This is a genomic window from Pseudomonas sp. SCT (assembly GCF_003864275.1).
Taxonomy (GTDB): domain Bacteria; phylum Pseudomonadota; class Gammaproteobacteria; order Pseudomonadales; family Pseudomonadaceae; genus Stutzerimonas; species Stutzerimonas stutzeri_AE.
On the sequence record NZ_BDJA01000004.1, the window covers coordinates 289,818 to 309,467 of the forward strand.

The following is a 19,650-nucleotide window of genomic DNA, read 5'->3' on the forward strand; positions in this document are numbered from 1 at the left end:
AGCCAGTCTAGCGGGCTGGTGTGGCATGACGACTTGCCGCGCCGGCCAGCTTAGTGGCCCCGCGAGTCAGGCAAGTGCTTCTAGGATCAAAGGTGAAAGGCGAAAAAGACCATAGTTATGGGTTCTGTTTTCGCGGCAGGTGATCGGTTGGTCAATGAACCGCAGATGACCAGCGACCTGGCTATTGATGTATTGCTGATGGGCGGTTTGGCGGCGTAATCCAAAGCATGAGGTGATGATTCACTCAGATCAGGGTAGCCAGTTCGGTAGCAGCGACTGGCAGAGCGTCCTGAAAGCCAACAACTTGCTTGGCAGCATGAGTCGACGGGGAAGTTCGGGCCAGTAACCTGACTCCCAAACGCTGTCAGCCTGCCCGTTTCATTCACCACTTGCCGCCGCGCAAAGCTGCCTGCGCAGCCACCGCAGCCCGACCGAGGCATCCTGCTGCCGATGCCAGATCAAGCTGACCTGCACCGGTGCCATGGCCATGGCCATCGGTAGTGGGAACACCTGCAAGGCGTACTGCTCGGCGAAATGCTCAGCCAGTGCCTTGGGCACGGTGCCGAGCAAACGGGTCTGCGATACCACCGAGGGAATCGCCAGATAGTGGGGCACCAGCAGCTGTACCTTGCGCTGCACCTTGGACGACCCCAGCACTATCTCCAGTGGCGAGCCTCGCCCGGCTCGCGGATGCACCGAAACATGACTGGCGTTCTGGTACTGCGCCAGCGTCAGTTGCTGCTGAATCACCGGGTGATCGGCACAGGCAATCACCACCAGTTCCTCTTCGCGCAGCGGCTCATATCTCAATTCGTCGTCGAAATGCAGATAGTCGATCGCCAGATCCAGCTCGCCGGTCCTCAGGCGCTTGACCAGGGTGTCGGCATCATCGGATTGCACCGACAGCACCAGTCGCGGTGCCAGTGCCTGCAGCCGGGACAGCGCGACCGGCAGGAATACCGCCTGCGCATAGTCATTCATCGACACCCGGAAGGTCAGTTCGCTGCCGGTATCGATCCCGGCCTGCGGCGCAAGGCCTGTGCGCAGCAAATGCAGGGCTTCGCGTACCGGCCCATACAGGGCCTGGGCCCGTGGCGTCGGCAGCATGCCGCGTGCGGTGCGCTGGAACAGCGGCTCGCCGAGTTGCTTGCGCAGGCGAGCCAGGGCGTTACTGACGGTTGATTGACTGAGATGCAGGCGCACGGCGGCGCGTGACAGGTTCTGCTCCTGCATCAGGGCATCGAATACCAGCAGCAGGTTGAGGTCGAGCTGGCGCAAATTCGTAATCATCAATAACTATCTTTTCAAATATCCATTTGAAAAATAATGATTCCCGCCCTTATCGTCCAGTCAATAAACAGACTGGACGGGCGCGAAAATGCAGTTCGATACAACCAGCTTTCGGGCGCGCTATCGCGCCAGTATCAAGCCCGGCTACAACGCCTGGCTGCATGGCGGCTTTGTGTTGCTGTTCGGTGCGCTGTGCATCGGCTTCCTGTTGAGCCGGGTTGCCGCCCCATCACCCTGGGAGTGGCTGACGGTGCCGCTGGCGCTGATCTTCTACAACTGGGGCGAGTACAAGATTCACAAGAATCTGGGGCACGTCAAACATGGCTTCAGCAAGCTGTTCTATCAGCGTCATACCGGTGATCACCACAGTTTCTTCGCCTATGGGCAGATGAACTACGAAACCCCTAGGGACTGGCGGGTGATTTTCTTCCCGGCCTGGCTGATTGCGGTGTACGCCACCATCAACCTCACGCTCTTCTGGGTACTCAGCCAGTGGAACAGCAATGTGGCGGCGCTGTTCTGCGCCACCCTGCTGCTGGGTTACCTCGCCTACGAGACCATGCATGCCTGCGAGCACCTACCGGAACAGCACCCGCTGCTGACAATGCCAGGCCTGCGCCGCATGCGCCGGCTGCACGAGCTGCACCATGCCCGCGAGCTGATGCACAACTTCAATTTCAATATCGTGTTTCCGCTCTGGGACTGGCTGTATGGAACGCTGTACTGGGAAGCTGAGGGCGCTGAATCAGACCAGCCGATGACCCGTATACAGCAGCATGTGGATATCCAGCGCTCGCCGGATCTGCTGCTGGCCTATCTGGCTACGCCGACACGCTGGCACGAGTGGCATCACTACCCGGTGTCGATCAAAGGCCCCAGCGGCACCCTGGGTGCCGGCAGCCGGTTTGAATACAGCAGCGAGCGCGCCGGCTATCTGCTGTGGGATGTGCTTGAGTATCTGCCGGGGCAGCGCTGGACCGCACAGGCACGCGGCAACTACGGCCTGCAGATGCGGGTCACCTATGAATGCAGCCCGCAGGGCACCGGCAGCCGCTTCACCCGCAGCATGGAGTATCGCTTTGACCACCTGTTCGGCCGCCTGGCCAACCGGCTGTTTTTGCACAGACGCCTGCAGCAGGATTCCGCTGATTTGCTCAAGCATCTGGGGATTGTCGCCGAGCACGTGATCCCCTCCGCAGGCACGGCTTCCATGAACGGCTTACAGGCTGGTGGAACCCGGGTCAGATGAGCATTCAGCGATGAAGATTCAGCCCGCCTCACCGCCCTCCCCCAACCACCGCACCGCCCACGCAATACGGAAAAGGGGACAGATTTATTTTCCGTGAACGCTCGCGGCTTGCTTTGCCCTTTGTCGCCCGCTATCGCGGGACATTCAGTTGACGATGGCGGCATCGCTTTCGCGCCAATTTGGCCTCAGCCATACCAAAATGCAGCCGAAACAGGACGACTCAAAGGGCGTATATGACGAGAACCAACCGGTCAGCCAGCAAGCGGCAACCGGGCTGTATCGCCGGTGATAGAGTCGGTGCCACGTATTCGATCACTGGAGAAACCATGCGCCCACTCTTCAACGCCCTGCTGCTGACCCTGCCGCTTGCACTCTCTTCACTGGCCTCAGCCGCCGACTCGCCTGCCGGGCGCTGGCAGACCATCGACGACGAGACCGGCAAGCCCAAGTCCATCGTCGAAATCCAGCAGGCGGCCGACGGCACCCTGACCGGCAAGGTCGCAGAGATTCTCAAGTCGGATCAGGGCGCCAATCCGGTGTGCAGCCAATGCGAAGGCGAGCGCAAGGACCAGCCCATTACCGGCATGACCATCCTGCAGGACCTCAAGCCGAACGGCGAGCAGGTCTGGAGCGACGGCACCATCCTTGACCCGGCGAAGGGCAAGACCTACCGCGCCAAGGCGAAGCTGCTGGAAGGCGGCGATGAGCTGGAAGTGCGTGGTTACATCGGCATCGAGGCACTGGGCCGAACGCAGACCTGGGTGCGCCAGTAAGGCCACCCTCGCCACGGCAGGTCATGCCGCACGTCATGCTGCGTCAATGACCTGGCCCTGCTGGCATGGGGCGACGACAGACACCGTCAGCCTTGTGCCAGCCGCTGCAGCGCGGCGCGATCCAGGCAGCGATAACGGAACGACGGCCGGCCGATCTGCCCGTAATGAAAGGATTCTTCCAATAGCTGCATATCGTTCAGGTGCTTGAGGTATTTGCGCACCGAGACGCGCGACATGCCGGTGGCCGAGAGCAGGGTTTCGCTAGTGAAACTCTCGTCCTCCAGCGCGAGGATCGCCTGTGCCACCTGCGCCAGTGACGCCGGGGTCAGCCCCTTGGGCAGATCGCCCGGACGGCGCACCTCGACTGCAGCAGGCTGGCTGAACAGCCGGTCGATATCGCCCTGGCCGAGCTGTTCCGGCAGCCGGGAGAGCGACTCGCGGGCGCGACGGCACGCCTCGATGGCATCGCGAAAGCGCTCGAAACTGAACGGTTTGACCAGGTAATCCCGCGCGCCGAGGCGCTGCGCCGCGCGTACCGTTTCGATCTCCGAAGCCGCGGTGATCAGCACCGCATCGGTATTGCGGTCCTGCGCGCGCAGGTGACGGAGCACCTCGAGGCCGGAGCGATTGCGCAGGTAGACATCAAGCAGCAGCAGGTCTACCGGCTCACGTTCGAGCATCTCCAGCGCAGCTGGCACGCTCTCGCACTGGCCGACCAACTCGATGCCGTCGAGACGGGCGAGGTAGTCGACATTCAGGCGCATGACCATCGGGTCGTCCTCGACGATCAGCACGCGCATGGCGGTTTTCATGATGCCTCCCCTTCCGCGGCGGTCCGATAGGGCAATTCGACCTCGAACAGGCTGCCGCGGCCCGCTTCGGAATAGACCGCCAGGCTGCCACCCCAGGCCTCGACCTGCTCCTGCACAGCAGCCAGGCCGATGCCGCGACGCTCGCCCTTGGTCGACACGCCGCGCTCGAATATCTGCTCGCGCACGGTGGCCTCGATACCGCCACCACTGTCCTGCACATGCAGCGAGAGCAGCGCTTCGTCGTAGTTCAGTGTCAGGTTGACGCGTCGCTCGTCCTGCTCGGCCACCGCCTCGAAGGCATTTTCCAGCAGATTGCCGAGGATGGTAACCAGACCATGAATCTGCTCGGGCGCGGCGGCCGGCAGGGGATGTTCGACGTCGACCTGAAAGTCGATACCACGTTCGCGGGCTTCGCTCTGCTTGCCCAGCAGAAAACCCGCCAGCACCGGTTCGCCAATCCCCTCGACCAGCACCGTCGCCGGCGCCAGCTGGTGGTCGGCAAGGTCGCGCAGGTAGACGCGCAGGGCATCCAGATCACCCAGCTGTGCGAGGCCGAGCAACACATGCAGCTTGTTCTTGAATTCGTGGGTCGCGGCCCGCAGTGCTTCGGCATAGCGGCTGACACCGGTCAGCTGTTCGGCCAGCGCGTTGACCTCACTCTTGTCGCGGAAGGTGGCGATGGCGCCGATCACCCGCCCCTGATGGCGGATCGGCGCGCGATTGGCGAGGATCGCCCGGCCATTGAGACTGAATTCACGGTCCAGCTGCTCGGTCGCGCTGGCCAGCACCTCGGGCAGACCACTGTTGGGCAGGTATTCGCAGATCGGCCGCCCCAGTGGCGGCTTGCCCAACCCGGTGCTGACCAGCAACCGTTCCGCTGCCGGGTTGACCAGGGTGATGCGCGCCTGATCGTCGACCGCCAGCACGCCCTCGCGCACCGAGGCCAGCATCGCCTGGCGCTCCTCTACCAGACGGGTGATCTCGTAGGGCTCCAGGCCGAGCAACACGCGCTTGATAAAGCGCGCCAGCAGGTGCGCGCCGAGGGCGGTGACCAGCATCAGTGCCAGCACGCCGAAGACCACGCCGCGTTGATGGGCCCGCAACAGCTCGCCGAGCGAGGCCAGGGTGACGCCCACGGAAACGGCACCGATCACCACACCCTCGTCGTCCAGCACTGGGGCGAAGCCGCGAATGCTGCTGCCCAGACTGCCATCGGCCCGCGAGGCATAGGTTTCACCGGCCAGCGCGCGACCTTCGTCGTCGCCGCGAAAGGCCTGCCCGATGAGGCTCGGCTGCGGGTGCGTCAGGCGCAGGGCGCGCGGAGTCATCACCACGATGAAGTCCACACCCAGACGCTGACGCAACCCGTCGATCTCCCGCTGCAACGAGTTATCCGCACTGAAATCGGCGGGGCCGGCAAGGGCCAGCTGCACGTCGTCACGCGCGGCAACGCTCTGCGCCAGGTTGGTGACCCGCGAAGCCTGGCCTTCCTCCAGCGTGTCCTGCAGCTGCACATTGAACAGCCAGAGGGCCAGCGCCAGGGCCAGCACCACCATGACGGCGACCAGCAGCGAGATCAGCGTGTTCAGGCGCAAGCGCAAAAGCCATTCTCCCATCGGTGATCGGCGCTAAATGCCGCGGTAAAGGGCCGGATCGAGCCAGCCCGGCAATCGCGGGTCAAGCTCGGCTCTGCTTTTTTTAGTTTCGTAATGGTTTTTTAACTTCGCCAAACATTGGCGGCGAAGCAACTCTGCTTAAGGTAGCCCCGCCGCGGTTGTCCGACCGCGCATTCGCAAACATCACCCGTGCGTGCGCCGCCTGGCTGCCACGTTCGAAGGAGTACAACAATGAATCGGACCACGCTGAGCCCTGCCGTGTCTGAAGGCACCCCGAACGTTTCGCTGCTTTCCCAACGCATCTTCAATCTTCCGCTGCCGCTGTTCGCCATCGCCCTGCTCGTCATGGCCGCCGCCATCGTCACCGATACCCTGCCCACCGGCATGATCGGCGCGTTGCTGGTGATGATGCTGCTGGGCGAGCTGCTCGGTTTCGCCGGCGACCGTCTACCCATCATCAGGACCTACCTCGGCGGCGGCGCGATCATGGCGCTGTTCGGCGCCGCGTCCATGGTCTATTTCGGCTGGCTACCCGCCGCGGTGGCCGATGATGTCGCCAGTTTCATGAAGGGCGGCGGCTTTCTCGACTTCTATATCGCCGCGCTGATCACCGGCAGCATCCTCGGCATGGATGCCAAGGTGCTGGTGAAAGTCGGCTCGCGCTACGCGTTGCCTCTCTTGTGCTCGGTGCTGTTCGCCGCGCTGTTCGCCATGGCCGTGGGCGCGCTGCTCGGTTTCTCGCCGCAGGATGCGGTGGTGGTCATCGCCATGCCGATCATGGGCGGTGGCATGGGTGCCGGCGCGGTGCCGATGAGCCAGATCTACGAGCAGCTGCTCGGCCAACCGGCCAGCTACTACATCTCGATCCTGGTGCCGGCACTGGCCTTGGGCAATGTCTTCGCGATCATCATCGCCGGATTGCTCAACGGCCTGGGTAATCGCTACCCGTCACTGACCGGCAACGGCCAGATGATGCCGGGCGTGGATGTCAGCGACAAGGAAGGTCCGATCACCCTGCCCGCCCTGGGCATCGGCCTGGTTGCCGCGCTGAGCTTCTTCATTGCCGGGCAGATCCTCGGCAAGTTCGTGCCGTTGCATCCCTACGCCTTGATGATCGTGCTGGTGGCGCTGCTCAAGGTGAGCAATCTGGTGCCCGAGTCGATCAACGACGCTGCTTCCCAGTGGTTCCGTTTCGTTGCGCGCAACTGGACCTTCGCCTTGCTGTTCGGCATCGGCGTGGCCTTCACCGACCTCGGCCAGGTGCTCGACGCCATCTCGCTGACCTACGTGCTGATCGTCTTCGCGGTGGTCGCCGGCGCCGCCTTCGGCGCGGGCCTGGTAGGCCGCCTGGTCGGCTTCTACCCCATCGAATCGGCGATCACCGCCGGGCTGTGCATGGCCAACATGGGCGGCACCGGTGACGTCGCGGTGCTCTCCGCGGCGCGGCGCATGTCGCTGATGCCGTTCGCGCAGATTTCCTCGCGTCTGGGCGGCGCACTGATTCTGCTGATCTCCAGCGTGGTGGTGCCGTTGTTCTTTACCTGACCGGCGTTTTCAGCCATCCGGAAGTGAAAAAGCCCCGACCTTGCGGTCGGGGCTTTTCGTTTGGCTGCGGCGCCATCAGCCGCGGAAGTAATTCACCCGCCGGTTCAGCTCCTGCGCCAGGGTGGTCAGATCCTGGCTGGAGGCTGCGACCTGATTCGATGCCGCCGAGCTGGTCACCGTCGAGTCGTGAATGCGCGTTACGCTCTGGTTGACCTCCTCGGCCACCGCGCTCTGCTCCTCCGAAGCGGTCGCAATCTGTGCATTCATTTCGTTGATCGCGCCTACTTCCTGACGAATCTTGGCCAGGGCGTTCTCTGCCTGCAGGGTCTGTTCCACGGTCTGCTGTGCCAGCTGCTTGCTCGATTGCATCACCTCCACCGCCCTGCCGGCGCCCGCCTGCAGCGAGGCGATCATTTCGCTGATCTCGCTGGACGACTGCTGCGTGCGGTTGGCCAGCGAGCGCACCTCGTCGGCCACCACCGCGAAGCCACGACCATGTTCGCCGGCGCGCGCCGCCTCGATGGCTGCGTTGAGCGCCAGTAGGTTGGTCTGTTCGGCGATGGCAGTAATCACCTGCAGAATCTTCTCGATATCCCCGCTCTGTGCCGAGACCTGATTGACGGTATCGGTGGCGCTCTCCAGCACCTTGGCCAGGTTGTGGATCGACACGGCCGTCTCACCGACGATGCGGGTGCCGGTCTCGACCTGCTCGTCGGCGCTTTTCGCTGCAGTCGCGGCATTGGCGGCGAAACTGGCTACTTCACTCACGGTGGCAGCCATCTGGTTGATCGCCGTGGCCACCTGCTCGGCCTCGGCCGACTGCCGCTGAATCTGCTGATTGCTGCTCGCCGAGGAGGTCAGCAACTCGCTCGATGCCGTACCGACGCCATCGGCTGCAGTGCGCACCTCGGCGATGATCGAGGTTAGCCGGCTGGCCATCTTCGCCGTCGCCCCCATGACGCTATCCGGGTATGGCGTGACGATCCGCTGTCCCAGGTCGCCGTTGGCCAGATTGCCGATTACCCGCGCCACCTCGTCGGGCTCGGCACCGAGGGTCGAACGCAGCTTGCGGATGATCACCACCGCGATGGCCACACCCAGCAGCACCGCCACGCCGGTCACCGCGACGATGAGCGCGAGGAAGCCGCTGGCGGTCTCGCGGACCACGGTCACGTCCTGATTGATGCTCGATTCCTGGTGATCGATGAACGCGTTGATCAGCCGCAGCCATTCGCTGTAGGCCCCGGCGACGTTTTCCAGGAGAAATTCGTAGGCGCGATCCGACCCCTCGTTGAAGCGCAACTCGACCACCTGGCGGGTCAACGCGTTGGTCTTCGCCTCGATGGTCTCGATCTGCCCCATCAGCTGGCGCTCGAGGGTATCGGCAGAGGGCTGCGCGAGCATCGCCTTCATCGGTACGGCGGACTCGGCATACAGCTGCGCCAATCGTTCGATTTCCGCCACCTGCTGCCGGGCGAACGAGGGATCGGCCGCACTGACCGCGTCCCGCACGGCGATCGCGCGGTCATGCACGCTGCCGCGGAAGTTGATCGCATAGCGCTGCTTCAGGCCGGCCTGCGAGCTGATCTGGCTCATGCTGCGGTCGATGATGTCGACTTTGAGCGCACTGACCACGGCGACCGCCACCATCAGCGCCAGGATCACCAGAAACCCCAGGCCCAGGCGCATGGATACCGACATCTGCTTGTTCATCGAACACTCCTCTAGCCAGACTGCGAGGCAGCCATTCAGTCAGTCGTTGATGCTCCGAGCGATACTCGCAGCGGGGAAAACTTGTACAACATAATGTCATCTTGACATCACTTGTACAAGTTTAATCGACGGACTGTCGGCCGCAAGCGGCTGAACATGGCTGATTCGGTGTTCGCGGTGAAATATCGCAGTCTCAAGGGCGGGGCTTGCAGAGGTTTTGTACAACTTTTCGGACTGGTCCGCCGACCGGTTGTAACAACCGTGCCAATCGGCACACCGGAGCAACTCGGCCCGGCAATCGCCAGACAGCAAAAAGGCGCCCGAAGGCGCCTTTCTGTTGTCTCGCAACGGGTGTCAGACCTTGCTGCGCTCGAAGCGCTTGCGATCGTTCTCGTTGAGATACTTCTTGCGCAGTCGGATCGACTTCGGCGTCACTTCAACCAGCTCGTCGTCGGCGATGAATTCCAGCGCCTGCTCGAGGGTGAACTTGATCGGCGGAACCAGGGCGATGACTTCGTCCTTGCCGGAAGCGCGCATGTTGTCGAGCTTCTTGCCCTTGGTGGGGTTGAGCACCAGGTCGTTGTCACGGCTGTTGATGCCGCACAGCTGGCCTTCGTAGATCTCGTCGCCCGGCGCCAGGAACAGCTTGCCGCGCGCCTGCAGGGTTTCCAGCGAGTAGGTCAGCGCGGTACCGGTGGCCATCGAGACCAGCACGCCGTTCTGGCGGTTGGTTACTTCGCCGGCCTTGATCGCGCCGTAGTGGCTGAAGGTCGAGGTCAGGATGCCCGAGCCCGAAGTCAGGGTCAGGAAGTTGTTACGGAAGCCGATCAGGCCACGCGCCGGGATGGTGTATTCCAGGCGGACACGGCCCTTGCCATCCGGAACCATGTTGCTCAGGTCGCCCTTGCGCAGACCCATCTGCTCCATTACCGGCCCCTGATGCTGCTCTTCGATGTCGATGGTGACGTTCTCGTACGGTTCCTGCTTCTCGCCGGCCTCGTTCTCGATGATCACCACTTCCGGACGGCCAACGGCCAGCTCGAAGCCTTCACGACGCATGGTTTCGATCAGCACCGACAGGTGCAGCTCGCCACGGCCGGAAACCTTGAACTTCTCAGGACTGTCGCCCGGCTCGACGCGCAGGGCGACGTTGTGCAGCAGTTCCTTCTCCAGACGGTCCTTGATGTTGCGGCTGGTGACGAACTTGCCTTCCTTGCCGGCGAACGGCGAGTCGTTGACCTGGAAGGTCATGCTCACGGTCGGCTGGTCGACGGTCAGCGGCGGCAGCGCCTCGACGGCATTCTGGTCGCACAGGGTGTCGGAGATGTACAGCTCGTCCATGCCGGATACGCAGACGATGTCGCCAGCTTCGGCTTCCTGCACTTCGACGCGCTGCAGACCGGAGTGGCCCATGATCTTCAGGATGCGGCCGTTGCGCTTCTTGCCGTCGGCACCGATGGCGGTGACCGGGCTGTTGGCCTTGATGGTGCCGCGAGCGATGCGGCCGATGCCGATCACGCCGAGGAAGCTGTTGTAGTCCAGCTGCGAGATCTGCATCTGGAACGGACCGTCGAGGTCGACTTTCGGCGACGGAACGTGGTCGATGATGGCCTGGAACAGGGCATCCATGTTGTCGTCCATCTTCTCGTGGTCCATGCCGGCGATGCCGTTCAGGGCACTGGCGTAGACGATCGGGAAGTCCAGCTGCTCGTCGGTGGCGCCGAGGTTGTCGAACAGGTCGAAGATCTGGTCGATAACCCAGTCAGGACGCGCGCCCGGACGGTCGATCTTGTTCACCACGACGATCGGACGCAGGCCGGCCTTGAAGGCCTTCTGGGTCACGAAACGGGTCTGCGGCATCGGGCCGTCCTGGGCGTCGACCACCAGCAGTACGGAGTCGACCATGCTCATCACGCGCTCGACTTCGCCGCCGAAGTCGGCGTGGCCGGGGGTGTCGACGATGTTGATGTTGTAGCCATTCCACTTCAGCGCGGTGTTCTTCGCCAGGATGGTGATGCCGCGTTCCTTTTCCTGGTCGTTGGAGTCCATCACGCGCTCGTTTTCCAGCTCCTTGCGGTCCAGGGTGCCGGACAGACGCAGCAGCTTGTCGACGAGGGTGGTCTTGCCATGGTCAACGTGGGCGATGATGGCGATGTTGCGTAGATTCTCGATCACTGATTCTTTTCTCTGTAGATAGCTTCGAGCTGAGGCTGGAAGCTGGAAGTAGTCCGGACGAAGACAGTCTGTCCGAGGGTTGTACGGCCTGGCCTTGCGATCAGTGCCGGTCGGGAGGGCGGTGGCGGATGCTGCCGCCAAGCAGCCCCGGCTGTTTCACCGATGAGTCAGGCCGGACGATAGACGCGTACATTGACATGCCCCTCGCTCAGCAGATGGTGAGCATGCAGGCGGCTCATGACACCTTTGTCGCAATACAGCAGGTACTGGCGGTTTTCATCCAGCTCCTTGAAGCGGTTGTTCAGCGCGTAGAACGGCAGCGTTTGTACTTCGATGCCCGCCAGCTCGAGCGGTTCGTCCTCGGCGGCATCGGGGTGACGAATGTCGATGATCACCTGGCCGGCGCTCGGCTCGACGACTTCTTCCACCTGCAGATCCTGGCCCAGCTCGTCGATCACGCGGTCGATGGCGACCTGACGGGCGTTGGCCAGGGCGCGTTCGAGGATCGCCATGTCGAACTGCTTTTCTTCGTGTTCGATGCGGTAGCGCTTGGCCTTGGTGGTCGGGTTCACCGAGATCACGCCGCAGTACTCGGGCATGTTCTTGGCGAACTCGGCGGTGCCGATCTCGAAGGCGGTGTCGATGATGTCCTGCTTGTGGCTGGCGATCAGCGGGCGCAGCACCAGCATGTCGGTGGCCGAATCGATCACCGAGAGGTTCGGCAAGGTCTGGCTGGAAACCTGCGAGATCGCCTCGCCGGTGACCAGCGCATCGATGTGCAGGCGCTCGGCGATCTGCGTCGAGACGCGCAGCATCATGCGCTTGAGGACGACGCCCATCTGGCTGTTGTCGACCTTCTGCAGGATCTCGCCGACCACTTCCTCGAACGGCACGCTGATGAACAGCACGCGGTGCGAGCTGCCGTATTTCTTCCACAAGTAGTGGGCAACTTCCATCACGCCCAGCTCGTGGGCACGGCCGCCGAGATTGAAGAAGCAGAAATGCGTCATCAGCCCGCGGCGCATCATCTGATAGGCGGCGACGGTGGAATCGAAACCACCAGACATCAATACCAGGGTCTGCTCCAGCGCACCCAGCGGGTAGCCGCCGATGCCGTCATGCTGCTCGTGCACGACGAACAGGCGCTGGTCGCGGATCTCCATGCGCACTTCGACTTCTGGTGCCTTCAGCGAGATGCCGGCAGCGCCGCACTGCTGACGCAACTGGCTGCCGACGTGGCGTTCGACGTCCATGGAGCTGAACGGATGCTTGCCGGCACGCTTGCAGCGCACGGCGAAGATCTTGCCCGGCAGGCGCTCGGCGTAATGCGCCTTGCATCTGGCGACGATGTCGTCGAGATCGCCCAGCGGGTACTCGTGCACTTCCAGGCAATGGGCGATACCGGGCGTGCAGCGCAGGCGCTCGATCATCTCGCGCAGCAGCTTGGGTTCGCTGAGCACGGTTTCCACTTCGATGTTGTCCCACACGCCCTCGACCCGCAGGTCGGGATCGAGCTCGCGCAGCACGGTACGGATATTCTTCGCCAACTGACGAATGAAGCCCTTGCGCACCGGCGGACTCTTGATAGTGATTTCGGGGAAAACCTTGACGATCAGCTTCATGGAAACAGCGCGGCGCCGACGTGGCAGGAAAAGAGGGGCGCGGAGTATAGCGGAAACTGCTCAACATTTAACCGCTTTCTTCAAATGCACCAGGACGCACCAAAACAAGGCGAAAAATCCTCAGCGCGCACCAACAAAGAGCATCATTTGTCCAGGATAGCTACGCTTTAGCCCGCAAAAATGCGGCGGCAGCGTCACCACGGGCCTGCGGTACCAATACGGAGCACTGGCATGCAATTTGCTCCCTTGTGAGGCAGGTCGCCTTGGCGGAACATCGCCGCCCGGCTTCACCCTGATTCGGAAGCTCACTGTCATGCTTCCACCACTTGGAGAACACCATGTCGAAGTCGCTTCAACTGATCAAAGATTACGATGTGAAGTGGATTGATCTGCGCTTCACCGATACCAAAGGCAAGCAGCACCACGTCACCGTTCCGGCTCGTGATGCCCAGGATGAAGACTTCTTCGAGCACGGCAAGATGTTCGACGGTTCTTCCATCCATGGCTGGAAAGGCATCGAAGCCTCCGACATGATCCTGATGCCGGTCGACGAAACCGCCGTGCTCGATCCGTTCACCGAAGAGCCGACCCTGATTCTGGTCTGCGACATCGTCGAGCCGAGCACCATGCAGGGCTACGACCGTGACCCGCGCTCCATCGCCAAGCGCGCCGAGGAGTTCCTCAAGACCACCGGCATCGGCGACACCGTATTCGTCGGCCCGGAGCCGGAGTTCTTCATCTTCGACCAGGTCAAGTTCAAGTCGGACATCTCCGGCTCGATGTTCAAGATCTACTCCGAGCAAGGCTCCTGGATGACCGACCAGGACGTCGAAGGCGGCAACAAGGGCCATCGCCCGGCCGTCAAGGGCGGTTACTTCCCGGTTCCGCCGTGCGACCACGACCACGAAATCCGTACTGCCATGTGCAACGCCATGGAAGACATGGGTCTGGTCGTCGAAGTGCACCACCACGAAGTGGCGACTGCCGGTCAGAACGAGATCGGTGTGAAGTTCAACACCCTGGTCGCCAAGGCTGACGAAGTTCAGACCCTGAAGTACTGCGTGCACAACGTCGCCGACGCCTATGGCAAGACCGCGACCTTCATGCCGAAGCCGCTGTATGGCGACAACGGTTCGGGTATGCACGTACACATGTCCATCTCCAAGGATGGCAAGAACACCTTCGCTGGCGAAGGCTATGCCGGCCTGTCCGAAACCGCCCTGTACTTCATCGGCGGCATCATCAAGCACGGCAAGGCCCTGAACGGCTTCACCAACCCGGCAACCAACTCCTACAAGCGTCTGGTTCCGGGCTTCGAAGCACCGGTCATGCTGGCCTACTCGGCCCGCAACCGTTCCGCGTCGATCCGTATTCCGTACGTTTCCAGCCCGAAAGCCCGTCGTATCGAAGCGCGCTTCCCGGACCCGGCTGCCAACCCGTACCTGTGCTTCGCTGCACTGCTGATGGCTGGCCTGGACGGTATCCAGAACAAGATCCACCCTGGCGATGCGGCCGACAAGAACCTGTACGATCTGCCGCCGGAAGAAGGCAAGCTGATCCCGCAGGTTTGCGGCAGCCTGAAGGAAGCCCTGGAAGAGCTGGACAAGGGCCGCGCGTTCCTGACCAAGGGCGGCGTGTTCTCCGACGAGTTCATCGATGCCTACATCGAGCTGAAGTCCGAGGAAGAGATCAAGGTGCGCACCTTCGTGCACCCGCTGGAATACGACCTGTACTACAGCGTCTGATCCAGCTCGCGTGACAGGAAGGCCACTCTCGGGTGGCCTTCTTCGTTTCTACGCCATGCCGACCCGCGCAGCTTGTACCGCCTCGCAAATCACACCGATGGTGCTTGCTTGCAGGCCGGCGCGGTGCAAGGCTTCCGCAGTCCAACTCCGCGGAGTCTCCCATGCGTAGCGCACTGCTCAGCCTGCTATTGATCATCAGCCTCCCGGCGCTCGCCGAGATCTACAAGTACACCGACGCACAAGGCAACACGGTGTTCACCAACCAGCCGCCGGAAGGCGTGCAGGCCGATACGGTAGACCTGCCGCCGGCCAACACGGTGAACATCCGCACGCCTGAGCCGCCACCACCGCTGCCGGACCGTCAGCAGAACCAGCAGACGCCCTACCAGACCCTGATGCTGAGCGGCATTCCGGATGCCGAGGCGCTGCGCGCCAACAACGGCACCTTCGTCGTCAGCGCGGTACTGGAACCTTCGCTGCAACCCGGCCATACCCTGCGCTTCCTGCTCGATGGCATTCCTCAGGCCGCGCCCAGCCCGGCGACCTCGCTGCAACTGAACAACGTCGAACGCGGCGACCATCGTCTGCAGGTCGAGGTGCTCGCCGGCCAGCGCGTGATCCAGCGCAGCGAGGCGGTGCCCTTCACTGTGCAGCGCGTGAACACTTCGAGCCCCGCGCTGCGTCCGCCACCACCCAAGCCGAAGCCGGCATCTTGAGCATCGTTCGCCAAGCAACGGCCATCCTGCTGCTGGCCGCCGCCCTGCCAGCCCTGGGCGGCATCTATTCCTATATAGATGCAGACGGCAACCGGGTCTTCACCGACCGCCCCAGCGGACAGGTGGTGGAGGAAGTCCAGCTGAATCCCTCCAACAGCATGGCGGCGCAGCCGACACCCGCCCCGCGCGCGGTCCAACCACCGAAGCAGCAGGCAGCCGCCGTCCATTATCAGCTGCAGATCCTCAGCCCGGCGGCAGACGAGACGATCCGCAACAACGCCGGCACGGTGAGCGTTACTGTGCAGGCGGAGCCCGCATTGCAAGCCGGCCATGCCTATCAGGTCCTGCTCGACGGGCAGCCTTTCGGCGCACCCGGTGAAGAGAGTACGTTCGAGCTCAGCAATGTCGATCGCGGTACCCACCAACTGGCAGTCGCGGTGGTGGATGAAGCGGAACGCGTCCTGCAACGCACCGAGAACCAGCCCTTTCATCTGATTCGCACCTCCCTGGCTCAGCGACGGATGGTCAATCCGTGCAAAAAAGGTGATTACGGTGTGCGCCCGGAATGCCCGCTGAAAGACAAGCCGGTAGAAAAACGCGACATTCCGTTCGTGCCCTTTCTATGATCACTGGATGCACCTGTTTGGTGCGCCCAGCAGATGAACTGATTGCTCATCACCAATTTGGGTCACCGGACAGCCCGTAGGGCTGCAGCATCACGCCAATCCGCGCCGCAATGGCGCGTTTGGTTTGGTTCTTGCATTTCCTGCCAGAACTTCCGGACGCAGACCTGCCATGATCAACGAAGCCCTGCAACGCCTGCTGATCGAGAATCTGACCACCGCGACGCTGCTGCTCAACTCGCGCTTGCGCCTGGAGTACATGAACCCGGCTGCCGAGATGTTGTTGGCCGTCAGCGGCCAGCGCAGCCACGGCCAGTTCATCAGCGAGCTGTTCACCGAGTCGCCGGAAGCCCTGGCTGCACTGCGTCAGGCGGTTGAAGAAGCCCACCCCTTTACCAAACGCGAAGCCACCCTGACCTCTGCTACCGGCCAGTCGCTTACCGTCGACTACGCCGTGACCCCGGTGCTGACCCGTCAGGAAACCATGTTGCTGCTGGAGGTGTTGCCGCGCGACCGGCTGCTGCGCATCACCAAGGAAGAAGCCCAGCTGTCCAAGCAGGAAACCACCAAGATGCTGGTGCGCGGCCTCGCCCATGAGATCAAGAACCCTCTGGGCGGCATCCGCGGCGCCGCGCAGCTGCTGGCCCGCGAGCTGCCGGAAGAACACCTGAAGGACTACACCGAGGTCATCATCGAGGAAGCCGACCGCCTGCGGAATCTGGTCGACCGCATGCTCGGTTCGAACAAGCTGCCGTCGCTGGCGATGACCAACATCCATGAAGTGCTCGAACATGTCGCCAGCCTGATCGAGGCCGAATGCCAGGGAAGCATCATTTTGGTGCGCGACTACGACCCGAGCATTCCCGAGGTCCTGATGGACCGTGAACAGATGATCCAGGCCGTGCTCAATATCATGCGCAACGCCATGCAGGCGCTGGCCGGGCAGAACGATCTCGGCCTCGGCCGCCTGACCCTGCGCACCCGCACGCTACGCCAGTTCACCATCGGTCATATCCGTCATCGCCTGGTGGCGCGCATCGAGATCATCGACAACGGCCCGGGCATCCCTGCCGAACTGCAGAACACGCTCTTCTACCCGATGGTCAGCGGTCGTCCGGACGGAACCGGGCTGGGCCTGGCCATCACCCAGAACATCATCAGTCAGCACCAGGGCCTGATCGAATGCGAGAGCCATCCTGGCCACACCGTGTTCTCGATCTTCCTACCGCTGGAACAAGGAGCCACATCAGCATGAGCCGAAGCGAAAACGTCTGGATCGTCGACGACGACCGCTCCATCCGCTGGGTCCTGGAAAAAGCCCTGCAACAGGAAGGCATGGCCACGCAGAGCTTCGACAGCGCCGACGGCGTGCTGGCCCGCCTCGCCCGCCAGCAGCCGGATGTAATCATCTCCGATATCCGCATGCCCGGCCTCAGCGGCCTGGACATGCTCTCGCAGATCCGCGAGCAGTACCCGCGCCTGCCGGTGATCATCATGACCGCGCACTCGGACCTGGACAGCGCCGTGGCGTCCTATCAGGGCGGCGCCTTCGAATACCTGCCCAAGCCGTTCGACGTCGATGACGCGGTCTCGCTGGTCAAGCGCGCCAACCAGCACGCCCAGGAGCAGCAGAACCAGCAGGAGCCCGCCAACCGCCACCACACGCCGGAGATCATCGGCGAGGCGCCGGCGATGCAGGAGGTGTTCCGCGCCATCGGTCGCCTCAGCCATTCCAACATCACCGTGCTGATCAATGGCGAGTCGGGTACCGGCAAGGAGCTGGTGGCCCACGCCCTGCACCGCCACAGCCCGCGCTCGGCCTCGCCGTTCATCGCGCTGAACATGGCGGCGATCCCCAAGGATCTGATGGAGTCGGAGCTGTTCGGCCACGAGAAAGGTGCCTTCACCGGTGCGGCCAATCAGCGCCGCGGCCGCTTCGAGCAAGCCGACGGCGGCACGCTGTTTCTCGACGAGATCGGCGACATGCCGGCCGACACGCAGACGCGCCTGCTGCGCGTACTGGCCGATGGCGAGTTCTACCGGGTCGGCGGCCACACGCCGGTGCGCGTCGATGTGCGCATCATCGCCGCCACGCACCAGGACCTGGAAACGCTGGTGCAGGCCGGCAAGTTCCGTGAGGACCTGTTCCACCGCCTGAACGTCATCCGTATTCATATTCCCAGGCTGTCCGATCGCCGCGAGGACATCCCGGCGCTGGCCGAGCACTTCCTCGCCAGCGCCGCTCAGGAGCTCTCGGTGGAAACCAAGGTGCTCAAGCCGGAAACCAAGGAGTATCTGCAGCATTTGCCCTGGCCGGGCAACGTGCGCCAGCTGGAGAACACCTGCCGCTGGATCACGGTGATGGCATCCGGCCGCGAAGTGCATGTCGACGACCTGCCGCCGGAGCTGCTCAACCAGCAGGCCGAGGCACAGCCGGCGCACAACTGGGAACAGGCGCTGCGCAACTGGTCCGACCAAGCCCTGGCGCGCGGCCAGAGCAACCTGCTCGACGAGGCGGTGCCGGCCTTCGAACGGATCATGATCGAGACGGCCCTCAAGCACACCGCCGGCCGCCGCCGCGATGCCGCCCTGCTGCTCGGCTGGGGTCGCAACACCCTGACGCGCAAGATCAAGGAGCTGGGCATGCGCGTCGATGGCGCCGACGACGATGAAGGAGACGACAGCTGACCTACCCGTGGGCGGCGAAATATAGAGAGTGACCACGAACCCCGCTGCTGGCGGGGTTCGTCGTTTCTGACGCAGCGATTCTTTCAGCTCACGGTCGCTTGGCCGCCACCACCTTTACCGCGAGGTGCCAGCCGCCATCGCGACGTTCTCCACGCCACTGCCCCTGCAACGGCCGCGCCGCGACCAAGTGCAGCAACAGACCTTTCTCGGTCTGCTGCACGCGCCAGGCCACCGGCATGCCGTCTATCTGCAACTGTCCGGCCTGCGGCTCGCCCTCGGCCTGGAACAGCAGGGCGAACGCCCCTTCGAGGTGCTCGTCATATATCTCGGGCTCGCGGTCGAACTGCAACGAAAGGCCTTGCGGTTGCGACTCCACCACCTCGAGCTGGACCGGCCCCGGCGCGGTGAGGCGACCGATCATCAGCCCGATCAGCAGACCGATCAGCACCAGCGAGCCGAAAAAGCGCCGGCGCAACCGCGGCATCGGGTCCTGCTCCCCGGTAGAATGCCGCCGATCCTCAACCTCGGTGCTGCGCATGTTTCACGTGATCCTGTTCCAACCGGAAATTCCGCCCAATACCGGCAACATTATCAGGCTCTGCGCCAATACCGGCTGTCACCTGCACCTGATCGAGCCGCTGGGTTACGAGCTGGACGACAAGCGCCTGCGCCGCGCCGGCCTCGACTACCACGAGTACGCCACGCTGGAGCGTCACGCCGACCTGCCGAGCTGCCTCGCGCGGATCGGCATTGACGCCGCAAACCCCGACGGCCCGCGACTGTTCGCCTTTACCACCAAGGGCTCGCAGCCCTTTCACGAGGTGCACTACCGACGCGGCGATGCGCTGCTGTTCGGGCCGGAGAGTCGCGGCCTGCCGGCGGAGATCCGTGACGCCCTGCCCAACGACCAGCGCCTGCGTCTGCCGATGCGGCCCGACAGCCGCAGCCTGAACCTGTCGAACACCGTCGCCGTCGCGGTGTACGAGGCCTGGCGCCAGCACGGCTTCGCCATGGAGTGAGCGGTACAACCTTGTGACAAAGGGTCCTGAACGATCCGCCGTGGTCCCCGTCGTAAACAGACAA

General features: G+C 63.1%; 16 protein-coding genes and 2 pseudogenes. 10 read left to right on the forward strand and 8 right to left on the reverse strand.

The window, feature by feature from the left end; all coding sequences use genetic code 11:
- Nucleotides 1-124: 124 nt before the first annotated feature.
- Nucleotides 125-334, forward strand: a pseudogene (locus BHD08_RS12505) (DDE-type integrase/transposase/recombinase); the annotation flags it as partial.
- A 44-nt stretch (nucleotides 335-378) separates the two neighbouring features.
- On the opposite strand, the gene BHD08_RS12510 reads toward BHD08_RS12505, so the two are convergent.
- On the reverse strand, nucleotides 379-1,290 hold the full coding sequence (locus BHD08_RS12510; RefSeq protein WP_125022632.1) for a LysR family transcriptional regulator: 912 nt from the start codon (nucleotides 1,288-1,290) through the stop codon (nucleotides 379-381).
- Between the two features lie 88 nt (nucleotides 1,291-1,378).
- On the opposite strand from BHD08_RS12510, the gene BHD08_RS12515 reads away from it, so the two are divergent.
- Both BHD08_RS12515 and BHD08_RS12520 read left to right on the forward strand, forming a co-directional pair.
- Complete coding sequence (locus tag BHD08_RS12515) at nucleotides 1,379-2,539, forward strand: SRPBCC family protein (protein ID WP_125022634.1); 1,161 nt, start codon at nucleotides 1,379-1,381, stop codon at nucleotides 2,537-2,539.
- A gap of 326 nt (nucleotides 2,540-2,865) precedes the next feature.
- Entirely contained in the window at nucleotides 2,866-3,312 is a 447-nt protein-coding gene (locus BHD08_RS12520; RefSeq protein ID WP_125022636.1) for a DUF2147 domain-containing protein, read from the forward strand.
- Between the two features lie 86 nt (nucleotides 3,313-3,398).
- On the opposite strand, the gene BHD08_RS12525 is transcribed toward BHD08_RS12520, so the two are convergent.
- Both BHD08_RS12525 and dcuS read right to left on the reverse strand, forming a co-directional pair.
- Nucleotides 3,399-4,124, reverse strand: coding sequence for a response regulator (locus tag BHD08_RS12525; protein WP_125022638.1), 726 nt, complete (start codon nucleotides 4,122-4,124; stop codon nucleotides 3,399-3,401).
- Nucleotides 4,121-5,725, reverse strand: coding sequence for a DcuS/MalK family sensor histidine kinase (gene dcuS / locus BHD08_RS12530; RefSeq protein ID WP_125022856.1), 1,605 nt, complete (start codon nucleotides 5,723-5,725; stop codon nucleotides 4,121-4,123). Before dcuS ends, BHD08_RS12525 begins: the two co-directional genes overlap by 4 nt.
- 246 nt (nucleotides 5,726-5,971) lie before the next feature.
- Between dcuS and BHD08_RS12535 the strand changes: the two genes are divergently transcribed.
- Nucleotides 5,972-7,285, forward strand: coding sequence for a 2-hydroxycarboxylate transporter family protein (locus BHD08_RS12535; protein ID WP_038664136.1), 1,314 nt, complete (start codon nucleotides 5,972-5,974; stop codon nucleotides 7,283-7,285).
- 75 nt (nucleotides 7,286-7,360) lie between these two features.
- Here BHD08_RS12535 and BHD08_RS23510 read toward each other — a convergent pair whose 3' ends face one another.
- The 4 genes and pseudogenes from BHD08_RS23510 to thiI form a co-directional block, all read right to left on the reverse strand.
- Nucleotides 7,361-8,242 (reverse strand): methyl-accepting chemotaxis protein, encoded by an 882-nt coding sequence (locus BHD08_RS23510; RefSeq protein WP_375708254.1) that lies wholly within the window; start codon nucleotides 8,240-8,242, stop codon nucleotides 7,361-7,363.
- A 243-nt stretch (nucleotides 8,243-8,485) separates the two neighbouring features.
- Nucleotides 8,486-8,998: pseudogene (locus BHD08_RS23515) on the reverse strand (MCP four helix bundle domain-containing protein); the annotation flags it as partial.
- Nucleotides 8,999-9,352: 354 nt separating this feature from the next.
- Nucleotides 9,353-11,173, reverse strand: coding sequence for a translational GTPase TypA (gene typA / locus BHD08_RS12545; protein WP_125022642.1), 1,821 nt, complete (start codon nucleotides 11,171-11,173; stop codon nucleotides 9,353-9,355).
- Between the two features lie 167 nt (nucleotides 11,174-11,340).
- Nucleotides 11,341-12,795: a tRNA uracil 4-sulfurtransferase ThiI gene (gene thiI, locus BHD08_RS12550; protein ID WP_125022644.1), complete on the reverse strand. Its 1,455-nt coding sequence runs from the start codon at nucleotides 12,793-12,795 to the stop codon at nucleotides 11,341-11,343.
- A 338-nt stretch (nucleotides 12,796-13,133) separates the two neighbouring features.
- Between thiI and glnA the strand changes: the two genes are divergently transcribed.
- From glnA to ntrC, 5 genes are all read left to right on the forward strand, one after another.
- Nucleotides 13,134-14,540 (forward strand): glutamate--ammonia ligase, encoded by a 1,407-nt coding sequence (glnA, locus tag BHD08_RS12555; protein ID WP_015278580.1) that lies wholly within the window; start codon nucleotides 13,134-13,136, stop codon nucleotides 14,538-14,540.
- Between the two features lie 161 nt (nucleotides 14,541-14,701).
- On the forward strand, nucleotides 14,702-15,256 hold the full coding sequence (locus tag BHD08_RS12560; protein WP_015278581.1) for a DUF4124 domain-containing protein: 555 nt from the start codon (nucleotides 14,702-14,704) through the stop codon (nucleotides 15,254-15,256).
- On the forward strand, nucleotides 15,253-15,882 hold the full coding sequence (locus BHD08_RS12565; RefSeq protein ID WP_125022646.1) for a DUF4124 domain-containing protein: 630 nt from the start codon (nucleotides 15,253-15,255) through the stop codon (nucleotides 15,880-15,882). The genes BHD08_RS12560 and BHD08_RS12565 overlap by 4 nt, the downstream gene beginning before the upstream one ends.
- Nucleotides 15,883-16,051: 169 nt before the next feature.
- Nucleotides 16,052-17,134, forward strand: coding sequence for a nitrogen regulation protein NR(II) (gene glnL, locus BHD08_RS12570; protein ID WP_015278583.1), 1,083 nt, complete (start codon nucleotides 16,052-16,054; stop codon nucleotides 17,132-17,134).
- Nucleotides 17,131-18,567, forward strand: coding sequence for a nitrogen regulation protein NR(I) (ntrC, locus tag BHD08_RS12575; RefSeq protein ID WP_015278584.1), 1,437 nt, complete (start codon nucleotides 17,131-17,133; stop codon nucleotides 18,565-18,567). Before glnL ends, ntrC begins: the two co-directional genes overlap by 4 nt.
- 88 nt (nucleotides 18,568-18,655) lie before the next feature.
- Here the strand turns inward: ntrC and BHD08_RS12580 are convergent, their stop codons facing one another.
- Nucleotides 18,656-19,105 carry a hypothetical protein gene (locus BHD08_RS12580; protein ID WP_125022648.1) on the reverse strand — a complete coding sequence of 150 codons (450 nt, stop codon included), beginning with the start codon at nucleotides 19,103-19,105 and terminating at the stop codon, nucleotides 18,656-18,658.
- Between BHD08_RS12580 and BHD08_RS12585 the strand changes: the two genes are divergently transcribed.
- Nucleotides 19,104-19,586, forward strand: coding sequence for a tRNA (cytidine(34)-2'-O)-methyltransferase (locus BHD08_RS12585; protein WP_125022650.1), 483 nt, complete (start codon nucleotides 19,104-19,106; stop codon nucleotides 19,584-19,586). The genes BHD08_RS12580 and BHD08_RS12585 overlap by 2 nt on opposite strands.
- Nucleotides 19,587-19,650: the final 64 nt, after the last annotated feature.